General features: G+C 68.6%; 11 protein-coding genes and 1 pseudogene. 6 read left to right on the top strand and 6 right to left on the bottom strand.

Annotation, left to right across the window (positions count from 1 at the left end; translation table 11 throughout):
• Positions 1-16 precede the first annotated feature (16 nt).
• Together AOZ49_RS26465 and AOZ49_RS26460 are read right to left on the bottom strand one after the other, a co-directional pair.
• Positions 17-1,333 (bottom strand): ArgE/DapE family deacylase, encoded by a 1,317-nt coding sequence (locus tag AOZ49_RS26465; RefSeq protein ID WP_054478678.1) that lies wholly within the window; start codon positions 1,331-1,333, stop codon positions 17-19.
• Between the two features lie 32 nt (positions 1,334-1,365).
• Complete coding sequence (locus tag AOZ49_RS26460) at positions 1,366-2,691, bottom strand: MFS transporter (protein ID WP_054478675.1); 1,326 nt, start codon at positions 2,689-2,691, stop codon at positions 1,366-1,368.
• Positions 2,692-2,825: 134 nt separating this feature from the next.
• Here AOZ49_RS26460 and AOZ49_RS26455 point away from each other — a divergent pair, with 134 nt between their 5' ends.
• The gene (locus AOZ49_RS26455; RefSeq protein ID WP_054429829.1) at positions 2,826-3,806 is read left to right on the top strand and encodes a LysR family transcriptional regulator; all 981 of its coding nucleotides are present in this window, start codon (positions 2,826-2,828) and stop codon (positions 3,804-3,806) included.
• A 22-nt stretch (positions 3,807-3,828) separates the two neighbouring features.
• Here the strand turns inward: AOZ49_RS26455 and AOZ49_RS26450 are convergent, their stop codons facing one another.
• Together AOZ49_RS26450 and AOZ49_RS26445 are read right to left on the bottom strand one after the other, a co-directional pair.
• A complete protein-coding gene (locus AOZ49_RS26450; RefSeq protein ID WP_082380591.1) occupies positions 3,829-4,728 on the bottom strand; it encodes a TonB family protein in 900 nt (299 codons plus the stop codon).
• Positions 4,729-4,745: 17 nt separating this feature from the next.
• Complete coding sequence (locus AOZ49_RS26445) at positions 4,746-5,633, bottom strand: LysR family transcriptional regulator (protein ID WP_054478671.1); 888 nt, start codon at positions 5,631-5,633, stop codon at positions 4,746-4,748.
• Positions 5,634-5,768: 135 nt separating this feature from the next.
• Between AOZ49_RS26445 and AOZ49_RS34040 the strand changes: the two are divergent.
• Positions 5,769-6,176: pseudogene (locus AOZ49_RS34040) on the top strand (GMC family oxidoreductase); the annotation flags it as partial.
• A gap of 103 nt (positions 6,177-6,279) precedes the next feature.
• Positions 6,280-7,413, top strand: coding sequence for a GMC family oxidoreductase (locus AOZ49_RS26440; protein ID WP_369815879.1), 1,134 nt, complete (start codon positions 6,280-6,282; stop codon positions 7,411-7,413).
• A 117-nt stretch (positions 7,414-7,530) separates the two neighbouring features.
• Here AOZ49_RS26440 and cfa read toward each other — a convergent pair whose 3' ends face one another.
• Together cfa and AOZ49_RS26430 are read right to left on the bottom strand one after the other, a co-directional pair.
• On the bottom strand, positions 7,531-8,709 hold the full coding sequence (cfa, locus tag AOZ49_RS26435) for a cyclopropane fatty acyl phospholipid synthase (protein ID WP_054429825.1): 1,179 nt from the start codon (positions 8,707-8,709) through the stop codon (positions 7,531-7,533).
• A gap of 132 nt (positions 8,710-8,841) precedes the next feature.
• Complete coding sequence (locus AOZ49_RS26430; RefSeq protein WP_197286784.1) at positions 8,842-9,456, bottom strand: hypothetical protein; 615 nt, start codon at positions 9,454-9,456, stop codon at positions 8,842-8,844.
• 108 nt (positions 9,457-9,564) lie between these two features.
• On the opposite strand from AOZ49_RS26430, the gene AOZ49_RS26425 reads away from it, so the two are divergent.
• From AOZ49_RS26425 to AOZ49_RS26415, 3 genes are all read left to right on the top strand, one after another.
• Complete coding sequence (locus tag AOZ49_RS26425; RefSeq protein WP_054429823.1) at positions 9,565-10,137, top strand: AAA family ATPase; 573 nt, start codon at positions 9,565-9,567, stop codon at positions 10,135-10,137.
• Positions 10,138-10,309: 172 nt separating this feature from the next.
• Positions 10,310-11,245, top strand: a complete 936-nt coding sequence (locus tag AOZ49_RS26420) for an alpha/beta fold hydrolase (protein WP_054478669.1) — start codon at positions 10,310-10,312, stop codon at positions 11,243-11,245.
• 148 nt (positions 11,246-11,393) lie between these two features.
• A partial coding sequence (locus AOZ49_RS26415; RefSeq protein WP_054478667.1) for a PHP domain-containing protein occupies positions 11,394-12,048 on the top strand: 655 nt, incomplete at its 3' end.

Raw genomic sequence — 12,048 nt, 5'->3', positions numbered from 1 at the left:
CCGGCCGGCCCCTGACTCAGCCGGCCTTGGCCTGCGTTGCGCTGATGCCGCACCATTGGGCAATGAAAAGCGCGATGGTCTTGGTGATCAGCCGCAGCGATTCGAGATGGACGCGTTCGTCAAAGCCATGGATGTCGAGCGACTTCGGACCATAGACCAGTGTCGGCATGTCGCCATAGATCACGAAGACGCGGGCGTCGAGATAGCCCGGAGTCGTGAAGCTTTCGAGGTCGCTCTTGAAGGCCTGCTGGTGGCATTCGCGCAGCGTGTTTTCGGCATCGCTGCCTTCTTCGAGCACGTAGCCCTCGGCATAGAAGCCGGTGTAGGTGACCTGGGGCGGCGTGCCGCCAAGCCGCGGGTCGGCGACGGCGTCGCGCAGGCAGGCGTCGATCTGCGCGCGGGCCTCATCCGCGGTGGTGCCCGGATAGATCGCCGCGCGCACGTCGAATTCACACCAGGGCGGTACCGTCGACGGCCAGTCGCCGCCCTCGATCTTGCCGATATTGAAGTTGATCGGATGGTCGAGGTGTTCGAAATGACGGTGGCAGTGGTGTTCCGCGTTCCATTTCGCCTCGATCCCGCGCAGCGCTTCGATGGCGGCGTAGGCGGCGTCGATGGCGTTGAAGCCGTTGGCCATCTCGCGGGTATGCGTGGGATGACCCTGCACGCGGACCTTGAACCACAGGACGCCGACGTTGGCTCGGACCAGCATGTTTTCTTCCGGCTCCGGAATGATCACGGCGTCGGCCTGGTAGCCGCGCAGCAAGGCGGCCAGGGCGCCGTTGCCGGAGCATTCCTCTTCGACCACCGACTGGAAGTAGATCGGGGCGGCGGGTTCATAGCCGGCGGCGCGCACGGCGTCGTAGGCATACAGGTTGGCGGCCAGGCCCGCCTTCATGTCGGCCGCGCCGCGGCCATACATCCAGCCGTCGATGATCGCCGGATCCCACGGCGAGCGGGTCCACATGTCCACGGGGCCGGTGGGCACCACGTCGATATGCCCGTTCAGGATGAGCGAACGGCCCTGCTGCTGCGCGGGACGATAGGTGCCGACGACATTGAAGGCGTTTTCGTACGAGACGGTCACCGGGCCGAAGCCGGGGTGGGCCTCGATGTCCTTGACGTCGATCTTCCAGCGGTCCATCGCGAAGCCGCGCGCGCGCATCGCCTCGTAGAGGAAGTCCTGCGCGGTATGTTCCTGTTCCCGCAGCGAAGGAAAGCGCACGAGATCCTGGGTGAAGGCCAGCTGGGCGTCGAAATGCGCGTCGACGGCCTGCAGGATCCGGCGGGTCTGCTCCTCGGAGAGGGCGGGCGGGGTGGTGGTCTGTGTCATGGGGGTTCCTGAAAGAAGGGAAGAGCGGCGAGTCAGGCGGCAGGGGCGGGGGTGATGCCCGGCGCGTCCAGCGCGAGGCGGCGCTTGTGGCCGGCCAGCGCCCAGATCGACACCAGCGTGATCGCTGAAAGCATCGAGTAGAAGAACGCGAGCGGCAGCCACTGTCCGGGGTAGTGATAGGTCAACCAGGTGCCGACCAGCGGCGTCATGCCGCCGGCGACCGCGCCGCACAGCTGGTACGACAGCGAGATGCCGGAGTAGCGCACGTGGGTGGGGAACGCCGAGCTGATGTAGCCGGCCATCGCGGAATAGATCGCGGCCATGAAGACCAGCACGATGGCGATGCCGCCGATGATGCTGTACGGCGTGCCCTGCGACACGAGCATGAACATGGGATAGGGCGCCAGCACCGAGCAGAAGGCAGCCGTGATGAGCACCCGGGTGGGACCGAGGGCGTCGGCCAGCCAGGCCGCCAGCGGCTGCACGAAGAACTGGATGATGGCGACCACGAACAGGCAGTCGAGGATCAACGTGCGGCTCAGGCCCATCGTCTGGGTGGTGTACGACAGCATGAAGGTGTTGGTGAAGTAGATGCCGCCGATCGCCACGGTGCACACGCCCATGCACAGCAGCACGGTGCGCCAGGCGGTGCGCAGCACTTCCTTGGCCGGGATCTCGGCGCGCTCCTGGCGTTCGAGCACCTTGGCGAAGTCGGGCGATTCATTGACGCCGACCCGGATGAAGTAGCCGACCAGCAACAGCACCGCGCTGATCAGGAAGGGCACGCGCCAGCCCCAGCTGACGAAATCGGCTTCGTCCAGGGTCGTCAGCAAGCGGAAGGCGAGCAGCGAGAGGATCAGGCCGGCCGGGCTGCCCAATTGGGCGAACGAGGCGGCGAAGGTGCGGCGGCGTTGCGAGGCATGTTCGCCGGCCATCAACACGGCGCCGCCCCATTCGCCGCCGACGGCCAGGCCCTGCGCCAGGCGCAGCAGCAGCAACAGCGCGGGCGCCCACAAGCCGGCGCTGGCGTAGCTCGGCAGCAGGCCGATGCCGACCGTGGCCAGGCCCATGATGACCAGGGTCGCCATCAGCGCGTTCTTGCGGCCGACGCGGTCGCCGAGATGGCCGAAGATGACGCCGCCGAGCGGCCGCGCCAGGAAGCCGGCGGCGAAGGTGCCGAATGACGCCATGGTGCTGACGAATGGATCGGCCGTGGGGAAGAAGACTTTGCCGAAAACCAGCGCGGCGGCGGTGGCATAGATATAAAAGTCGTACCACTCGATGGTGGTGCCGACGAATGCGGCGGTTGCGGCCCGGACGGGCTGGCGCGCCGCCGGCGCATGGGCGGGAGCGGTCATGGTTTTCCTCTTGGGAGTTTGTCGTTGTTCGAAGGCGTGTTTATCGCTCTCGCGCCGATATAACGTCAATTTATGATTTTTAATTTTTTACTTAAGTAAAATTGATGTCTTCTGATTTCCCGCAAGGACCCCCGATGACGCGCGCTCACCCCGCCGACCCCCGCAGCGGCGATCGCCTCGACTGGAACCTGCTGCGCACCTTCCTGGTCATCGTGCAGGAGCGCAGCATCAGCGGCGCGGCCGCCAAGCTGCACCTGACGCAATCGGCGGTCAGCCAGGCGCTCAAGCGGCTGGAGGAACAGCTGGACCGGCGCCTGATCGAACGGCACAACCAGGCGTTCACCGTTACCAATGCCGGTGAAGAGGTATGCCGCGCGGCCGAGGCGATCTACGGCAACGTGTCGCAGCTGCTGGCCGATGTCTCGCAGACGGAGGTCGAGGCGACCGGCCGCATCCATCTGCTGGTCGCCAGCCGCATCCATTCACAGGTCTACGACGATTTCTGGGCGGCGTTCCACAAGGCCTGGCCGCGTATCGACGTGCAGATGGATGTGCTGCCCAGCAGCGAGATCGTCACGCTGATGCAGCAGCGCGTGGGCACGGCGGGTATCGCGTTGTGCCGGCAGATGCCCAAGCGGCTCGAGAACAAGGTTTTCCTGCATCAGCGCTACGCGCTGTTCTGTGGACGCAACCATGCGCTGTTCGGGCGGCAGGATCTGCGCATCGAAGACCTGATGGGCGAGAACTTCGTCTCTTTCGCCAGCGATGCCCTGGGCGACAGCCTGTCGCCGTTGACGATCTTTCGCGACCAGCGCGGCTTTTCAGGGCGGGTGGTGGCGACATCCACGCAGCATGACGAGGTCAAGCGGCTGCTCATCGCCGGTTTCGGCATCGGCTGCCTGCCCGAGCACAGCGTGCGGCGCGACCTGGCCGAGGGCCGGTTGTGGCGGCTGCCGCCTGGCGAAGGCGTGTGCTCGGTCGATCTGCACCTGTTGTGGCATCGGGATGTGCAACGCAGTCCGGCCGAGGCCGCCTTCCTCAAGCACTTTCGCGACTATATCGACGGCTTCACCATGGCCGAACGGCTGGTGCCCGGCAATCTGCCGCCGCTTTGACGCGCGCGGTCCGGCCCACGGGTCAGCGCGGCCTGGCGGCGATGCCGTCGCGCACCTGGCGGAACATCGTCATCGCGGCCGGCATGGCGTCGCGCAGGGTGGCGCAGGCCATGTGGACGCTGCCCTGTGGCAGAACGACGTCGGCGTAGTAGTACAGCGTGTCCGCGCGGCCGGGGCCCGGCGCCGCGATGTAGTCCAGGCCTTGCACACCGCCGAGGGTGAACCGGTCGTATAGCTCGATGGATCCGCGCAGGTTGCGTTGCCGGCGTTCGGCCGCGGCGACCTGGGCGCGCAGCGTGGGCGCGGCCGACGGCTTGGCGCCCGCGGGCGTGGCGAGGAAACCGATGCGGCAGAGGTACTTGGCGTCCGGCGCCGGAGGCGGAAAGCCGTCGGGGCTGGACACCTCGATCAAGGCATCGTATCGGCCGCGGGCGGAGGCGGGGCCGACGCGCATCGGCGAGGGCACGGTGACGCCGAAGCCGGTGGCGGCATCGACGTAGCGGCGCGGCGGAATGTCGGCGGGCGGACCCCGGTCGGTGGCGGGCGCCGTGTCGTCTTCCTGCTGGAAGCGCAGCGGCAGCATGAGCTCGGTCTTTTCCTGGGTCATGGCGTCCGGAAAGGCCGGCAGCGGGCCGGCGCGCCGCACCATGGCGACGGCGGCCTGGTCGACGGCGGCGTCGCCGGAGGACCGGCTCACCACGACGTCGTAGATGGCGCCGTTGCGCAGCGCCGTGATCTTCAGGGACAGGCTGATCGGACCGCTGAGGCGGTGCGCCTCTTTCGGATAATCCAGGCGGCTGATCAGGCGGCGTTGCACGGCCCGGGTCCATTCGGCTTCGTTGCCGGGGGCGGCGGCCATGACGGGGACGGCGGCGCAGGCCAGGGCAAGGGCCAGGCCGATAGCGAGCAAGCGTGAGCGCATGGGGGAGTCTCTCCTGGTCAGCCGAAGGCGGCGCGCACCGCGTCGAAGGCGGCCGCGATCATGGGTTCCTCGCGCCGCGAGGCCAGCGTGATGAAGGCCAGTTCCGCCTCGATCGACAGCCCCGGCGCCAGCGCCAGCCCGTGCGCCTGCGATTCGCGCAGGGCGATGGAGTCGCGCGCCAGGGTCAGGCCGACGCCGGAGCGCACCAGGTCCAGCATCGAGGCCTCCTGGTCGACCTCGGCGACCGCGTTGGGGGCGACGCCCAGTTCGCTGAATTTCGCCGCGAGCAGGCGGTGATGGACCGAGTCGGGCGGCGTCCAGATCCAGGGCAGGCCGGCGATTTCGTGCCAGCCGCGGCCGGCCAGTTGTGGCCCCCAGCCCTTGGGCGCCACCACGTAGTACGAGAACGCCGCCAGCGGCAGGGCGTGCAGCGCCGGCTGGCCGTGCCCCGGGCCGCGCGGGCCGAGCGAGAAGCCGACATCCAGCTCGCCGTTGCGCACCAGGCGGGCGACCGAGCCGGACATGCCGTGGCGCAGGGTGGGGCGGATCTTGGGGTAGTGCTGCACCAGGTATTGCAGGGTGGCGCCCAGCCGCAGGAATTCGGGGTCGAGGATGGTGCCCAGGCGCAGTTCCCCCTGCACCGTGACGCGCAGCGCGCCGATGGCGCGCTCGAAGTCTTCCAGCGCGTCCAGCACGCGCTGGGCCGAGGGCAGCAGGGCGCGGCCGTCGGCATTGGGCGCCAGGCCCTGGGCGGTGCGGGTGAACAGCGGCAGGTCCAGGGCCTCCTGGAAGCTCTTGAGCTGCAGGCTGAGCGCCGGCTGCGTCAGGTGCAGGTGCTCGGCCGCGCGCGTCAGGTTGCCGACGCGCGCGACGGCGGCAAAGGTGCGGATGTGCTTGAGGTCCATGGCTCGTTTCCCGCGTAAAGGGCGATACCCATTATTAAAGAGACTTATAAAGCGCTTTTCAACAATTCATTGGACAGGGCCGGCCGGCTGCGCGACAGTGGCACGGCCACTTGAGACTTAAAAGAAGAAGCGCAAATGGAGACATACGACTACATCATCGTGGGCGCGGGGTCGGCGGGCTGCGTGCTGGCCAACCGCCTGAGCCGCGATCCCGCGGTGCGCGTGCTGCTGCTGGAGGCGGGCGGGCGCGACAACTACCACTGGATCCACATCCCGGTCGGCTACCTGTATTGCATCGGCAATCCCCGCACCGACTGGATGTACCGCACCGGCGCCGAGCCGGGCCTGGGCGGACGCTCGCTGATCTATCCGCGCGGTCGCGTGCTGGGCGGCTGCTCATCGATCAACGGCATGATCTACATGCGCGGCCAGCGCCAGGACTATGACGAATGGGCCGGGATCGCCGGCGATCCGGCGTGGAGCTGGGACCAGGTGCTGCCGGTGTTCAAGCGCAGCGAGGACCATTACCGCGGGGGGCGACGAATTCCACGGCGCCGGCGGCGAATGGCGGGTCGAGGCGCAGCGGCTGCGCTGGGACATCCTCGACGCCTTCGCCGATGCGGCCGCGCAGGAAGGCATTCCGCGGGTGCAGGATTTCAACCGGGGCGACAACTTCGGGGTCGGCTATTTCGACGTGAACCAGCGCCGCGGCTGGCGCTGGAATACCGCCAAGGCGTTCCTGCGGCCGGTGCGCGAGCGCAGCAACCTGCACGTGATGACGGGCTCGCACGCCGAGCGCCTGCTGTTCGAGGGCACGCGCTGCGTCGGCGTGCAGGTGCGGCGCGAAGGCCAGTCCGTCGGCGTCCGCGCCGCGCGCGAAGTGGTGCTGGCGGCCGGCGCCGTCAACACGCCGCAATTGCTGGAACTGTCGGGGATCGGCGAGCCGGCGCGCCTGCGCGAAAGCGGCATTGCGCTGCGCCATGCCTTGCCGGGCGTGGGCGAGAACCTGCAGGACCATCTGCAACTGCGCGTCATCCTGAAGGTGCGCGGCGTGAAGACGCTGAATCGCATCGCCTCGACCTGGTGGGGCAAGGCCGGCATCGGGCTGGAATACCTGCTCAACCGCAGCGGGCCGATGAGCATGGCGCCGTCGCAACTGGGCGCCTTCGCCAAGTCCGATCCGGGCCAGGCGCGCGCCAACCTGGAATTCCATGTGCAGCCCTTGTCGCTGGGCGCGTTCGGCGAGCCGCTGCATGGCTTTGACGCGTTCACCGCCAGCGTCTGCAACCTGCGGCCGGCATCGCGCGGCAGCGTGCACGCGCAGGGCGTGGACGGCTCGTTGCCGCCGGTCATCACGCCGAACTATCTGCGCGAGGAACAGGACCTGAAGGTGGCGGCGGACGCGATCCGGCTGGTGCGGCGCATCAGCGCGGCGCCGGCGCTGCAGCGCTACCAGCCCGAGGAATGGCTGCCGGGCCCGGCCTACCAGAGCGAGGCCGAGCTGCGCGAGGCGGCCGGCAAGATCGGCACCACCATCTTCCACCCGGTCGGCACCTGCGCCATGGGCCGCCGCGCCGATGACGGCGCGGTGGTCGATGCGCGGCTGCGCGTGCATGGCCTGCAAGGCCTGCGCGTGGCCGATGCGTCGATCATGCCGACGATCACGTCGGGCAACACCAATTCACCGACCATCATGATCGCGGAGCGGGCGGCGCAGATGATCCTGGAGGATGCGGCGGGCGTCGGCGCCGAGGCGCGGGCGGCCGAGCTGGTGGCGTGATGGGAGCGTGATGGGGGCGCCCGCGATGAGGCGGGCAAGACTGCGCGCGACTCATTCACCCTGCTGACCCGCTATCGGCCGCTGCTCCAGTTGGAGGCGCAGCGGCCGATATCCTCGTCAACGCAGCGAGCGGTACATCTCCTGGCGCTGCGGATGCGTCAGGATCACCTGCCACAGCTGCCCTTCGCGCGAGCGGAAGAAGCCGGCGCAACACATCAGGTAGTACTGCCACATGCGGTAGAAGCGCGTGCCGTAGCGTTCCTGCAGCCGTGGCCAGGCGCGCTGGAAGTTGTCCCACCAGGCCATCAGCGTGCGGTCGTAGTCGGCGCCGAAGTTGTGCCAGTCCTCGATGATGAAGCGGCCTTCGACCGCGGTGCTGATCTCGCGCGCCGAGGGCAGCTTGCCGTTGGGGAAGACGTAGCGGTCGATCCAGGGATCGGTGCTCTGGCTGGTCGAGGCGATGCCGATGGTGTGCAGCAGGAAGATGCCGCCAGGCGCCATCAGGCGCTGCACGTTGGTGAAGTAAGTGTCGTAGTTCTTGGGGCCGACGTGTTCGAACATGCCGACCGACACCACCTTGTCGAAGCTGCCCTGCAGGTCGCGGTAGTCCTGCAGCAGCAGTTCCACCGGCAGGCCGCGCACGCGTTCCTGGGCCAGCGCCAGCTGTTCCTTGGAGACGGTGACGCCGGTGACCCTGGCGCCGTAGCGTTCGGCGGCGAACTTGGCCAGTCCGCCCCAGCCGCAGCCGATGTCCAGCAGGGTCTCGCCGGGCTTGAGCTGCAGCTTGCGGCAGATCATGTCGAGCTTGGCTTCCTGCGCGGCTTCCAGCGTGTCGGCCTGTTCCCAGAAGGCGCAGGAGTAGATCATGCGGCTGTCGAGCATGGCCTCGAACACGTCGTTGCCGGCGTCGTAGTGCTGTTCGCCGACCTCGAAGGCGCGGCTGCGCGATTGCAGGTTGAACAGCTTGTGGCGCAGGTGTTCGGCGATCAGCTTGACGCGCGCCAAGCCCAGGGCGGCCGAGCCCATGTCGGCGCGCAGCAGGCGGGTGAAGAGTTCGTCGAGCTGCTCGCAATCCCATTCGCCGTCCATGTAGGACTCGCCCAACCCCAGCGACCAGCTGGCGAAGACGCGTTCGTACATGTGCTTGTCATGAACCTGGATGTCCCAGGGGCGCGAACCGTTGATCTGGACGTCGGCGCGCGCCAGTACGTCCTGCAGGACCTTGGGCGGTTCGGGCGGCGGGGCGGCCTCCGGGCGGGAGGGCGTTAGCTGAGTAGTCGGACTGCTTTGGTGCATAGTGGCTCCATATCAATTCTGGACTGACTGATCTGGCAATGCTCGAAGCGCATAACTCTCGCCCGGACCGGCGGATGGAATCCAATTTAATGATTGAATCGGGCCGATAGGCAATCTAATTTCAGCGGGCCGTCAGCGCCGGGATACCTCGGCCACTGAACCGGGACCCGCCAATCTTAACCAACGTATGCTGCTGCGCAAGGCCCAGGTGCATCCTGCCACCAACAGGCCCGTGGCGACGATAAAGACCATGGAAGTAATGGTGTCGTTGATATCGAACGAATAATCGTAACGATGACCTGACCAATAACCCAGGAGGCTGTACAGCAGCACCGCGGCCAGCAGCAGTAGCCAGGGTGTGCGCGGCAGCCGTTCCAGCCCCGGCCGCTGGCCGGTGAAGGCGCGGATGCTGCGCCGCAGCCACCATAGCGCGGCGAGCGCCGGCAGGGCCAGCGCGTAGCGGGAAATCAGGACCACTCCGAAGATGTCGCCGCTGGCGGTCAGCGTCAGCAGCCAGGGCGGCACCAGCAGCAGCGCCAGCAGCCAGGCCAGCACCAGTTGCGGGCGGCTGCCGCGGCCGGCCCGCGCGCCGACGGCCAGGCCGATGATCAGCACGCCGAACAGGGCGGCGATGAAGAGCAGGGCGGCGGCGACGTAGCCGCCATTGAGCATGTATCCACCGGGCATGGCGCGTGGGGTTCCCGAAGCCGTGAGGCGACGCGCCATTCTAGGCCAGTCAGCCGCCATCGAAAGGCGTTGCGGGCGCGTCGCGGGCGGCGGGAACGCCGCTACACTGGTTGCCTGTTGTCGGCGGGCCGCGGTCCGCCGTGTCGCGTCCGTTTCAAGGGGAGCCCCATGGCCACGCGCATTCATCTTTTCGGCGCATCCGGCTGCGGCGCCACCACGCTGGGCGCGGTCCTGGGCGAGCGCCTGGACGTGCCCCACCTGGAAGCGGACGACTACTACTGGGTGCCGACCGATCCTCCCTTCACCGACAAGCATCCCAAGGAGGAACGCTGGCGCCGCATCCGCGAACGGCTGCGGGGGCATGACGACTGGGTGCTCAGCGGCGGCTCGGTCTACAACTGGGGCGAAGGGCTGGTGCCCGAATTCACGCTGGTGGTGTTCCTGCGGCTGCCGGCGGCCGAGCGCATGGCCCGGCTGCGGCGGCGCGAGGCCGAACGCTACGGCGCGGCGCTCGACACCGACCTTGCGGCCCGGGAGAAGAGCCGGCGGTTCCTGGAATGGGCGGCCGGCTACGACAGCGGCGCCGAAGGCACCCGCACGCCCGAGCGGCACCGGCAATGGATCCGAGAATTGCACTGTCCGGTGCTGACGCTGGACACCCGCGCCAGCGTGGCGGACCTGGCGGACCAGGTGCTGGCCGCGCTGCCCGCGGACGCGCCGGCAGCGCGGCGGCATCCCTAGCGGCGCCGCCTGCCGGCGGCGCAGGCCAGTGACTGCGTCCTGGCTCGGTGCACGCTTGCGTCCCGGCGTCGCGGCGCGCTTGCGTCCTGGCGCCGGCGCGCGCTTCCGATAAGATACCGGCCATGCACGGCGCCGCCATCGCGGCCGCGCGCCGGTTTTTCGGAGCACAACGATGTTGGATGCGAGCCTGGAACCCCGTTTGGAATTCGTCACCTGCGCCAGCCCGGCGGGCCTGCACCGCATGGCTTACTGGGAATGGGGCGATCCGGCCAATGACCGGGTGCTGGTCTGCGTCCACGGCCTGACCCGCAGCGGGCGCGATTTCGATACGCTGGCCCGGCGCCTGGCGGGGCAGTTCCGGGTGATGTGCCCCGACGTGGTCGGCCGCGGCCGCTCGGACTGGCTGGTCAACCCGGCGTTCTATACCGTGCCGCAGTACGTGTCCGACATGGCCACCCTGGTGGCGCGGCTGCGGCCCGCCACGCTGGCGTGGGTCGGCACCTCGATGGGCGGGTTGATCGGCCTGGGGCTGGCCGGCGCCGCCGCGTTCGCGCGGGCCATGCTGCCGCTGCGCCCGCATGCCGGCATGTTGCCGCCGCAGGACGGCATCCGGCTGTCGAAGCTGGTGCTCAACGACGTCGGCCCGCGCCTGGAGACCGGCGCGCTGGGCCGCATCGGGCAGTATGTGGGCGAGCCGGGCGCGTTCGGTTCGTTCGCCGAGGCGGTGGCGGCCATGCGCGCCAATTCCGAGACCTTCGGGCCGCATACCGACGCGCAGTGGGAGCACCTGGCGCGCTTCGTCTATCCCGAGCAGGGCGGGCAATGGGTCAAGCACTACGACCTGGCGCTGGCGCAGCCGATGGCGCTGCAGACCGGCGACGAACTGGCGGCCGGCGAGCAGATCCTGTGGCGCTCGTATGACGCGGTGGACTGCCCGATCCTGATCGTGCGCGGCGAGCAGTCGGATCTGCTGACGCGCGCGACCGTCGATGAAATGCGCCAGCGCAATCCGCGCGCCCAGGCGGTCGAGGTGGCCGGCGTCGGCCATGCGCCGACGCTGATGGCCGATGACCAGATCAAGGCGGTGGCGGACTTCCTGCTGGCTTGACGGCCGCAAGCGGCGCGCGGGGCGCCGTGCGTGGTTCCTGTCGGGCGTCCGCTCGCGGCGGCCCGTTCGCCTCCGCGTCCGCCATATTGGGGACGCCGCCGGCCGGCGCCGCTACCCAGGGGGACGGGGCTTCTCTACAATAGGCTGCATGAAACCTTCCGCGCTCAACATCGATCTGCATTGCCATTCCACGGTCTCGGACGGCGCCCTGGCGCCGCGCGACGTGGCGCAGCGCGCGCACGCCAACGGCGTCGATGTCTGGGCCCTGACCGACCACGACGAAGTCGGCGGTCTGGCCGAGGCCGCGGCCATGGCCGATGAACTGGGCATGCGCTTTGCCACCGGCGTCGAGATCTCGGTGACCTGGGCCGGCCTGACGGTGCACATCGTCGGCCTGCGTTTCGACCCGTCCAACACCGCGCTGGTCGAAGGCCTGCGCAAGACGCGCTCGGGCCGCGCCGACCGCGCCCGTCGCATCGGCGAACGCCTGGCCGAGATGGGCATGCCCGGCGCCTATGAGGGCGCGCTGCCGTTCGCCGGCAATCCGGAATTGATCAGCCGCACGCACTTCGCGCGTTATCTGGTCGAGGCCGGCTACTGCCCCGACGTGCAGACGGTCTTCACCAAGCACCTGGGCGACGACCGGCCCGGCCACGTGCCGATGCAATGGGCCACGCTGGCCGAGGCGGTGGGCTGGATCCGCGGCGCGGGCGGCATCGCCGTCATCGCGCACCCGGGGCGCTACAAATACACGCCGTTGCAGTTCGCCGCGCTGTTCGACGAATTCCTGCAGCTGGGGGGGG

The organism is Achromobacter sp. 2789STDY5608615 (genome assembly GCF_001298995.1).
In the GTDB taxonomy this organism is placed as follows: Bacteria; Pseudomonadota; Gammaproteobacteria; order Burkholderiales; family Burkholderiaceae_B; genus Achromobacter; species Achromobacter insuavis.
The sequence above is the reverse complement of the archived record's forward strand: the minus strand, read 5'-3'. Positions and strand labels throughout refer to the sequence as shown.

Bases quoted from the DNA above. Each gene is read 5' to 3' on its own strand.
- AOZ49_RS26465 (WP_054478678.1), bottom strand. From the start codon at position 1,333: ATGACACAGACCACCACCCCGCCCGCCCTCTCCGAGGAGCAGACCCGC.
- AOZ49_RS26460 (WP_054478675.1), bottom strand. From the start codon at position 2,691: ATGACCGCTCCCGCCCATGCGCCGGCGGCGCGCCAGCCCGTCCGGGCC.
- AOZ49_RS26455 (WP_054429829.1), top strand. From the start codon at position 2,826: ATGACGCGCGCTCACCCCGCCGACCCCCGCAGCGGCGATCGCCTCGAC.
- AOZ49_RS26450 (WP_082380591.1), bottom strand. From the start codon at position 4,728: ATGCGCTCACGCTTGCTCGCTATCGGCCTGGCCCTTGCCCTGGCCTGC.
- AOZ49_RS26445 (WP_054478671.1), bottom strand. From the start codon at position 5,633: ATGGACCTCAAGCACATCCGCACCTTTGCCGCCGTCGCGCGCGTCGGC.
- cfa (WP_054429825.1), bottom strand. From the start codon at position 8,709: ATGCACCAAAGCAGTCCGACTACTCAGCTAACGCCCTCCCGCCCGGAG.
- AOZ49_RS26430 (WP_197286784.1), bottom strand. From the start codon at position 9,456: ATGGCGGCTGACTGGCCTAGAATGGCGCGTCGCCTCACGGCTTCGGGA.
- AOZ49_RS26425 (WP_054429823.1), top strand. From the start codon at position 9,565: ATGGCCACGCGCATTCATCTTTTCGGCGCATCCGGCTGCGGCGCCACC.
- AOZ49_RS26420 (WP_054478669.1), top strand. From the start codon at position 10,310: ATGTTGGATGCGAGCCTGGAACCCCGTTTGGAATTCGTCACCTGCGCC.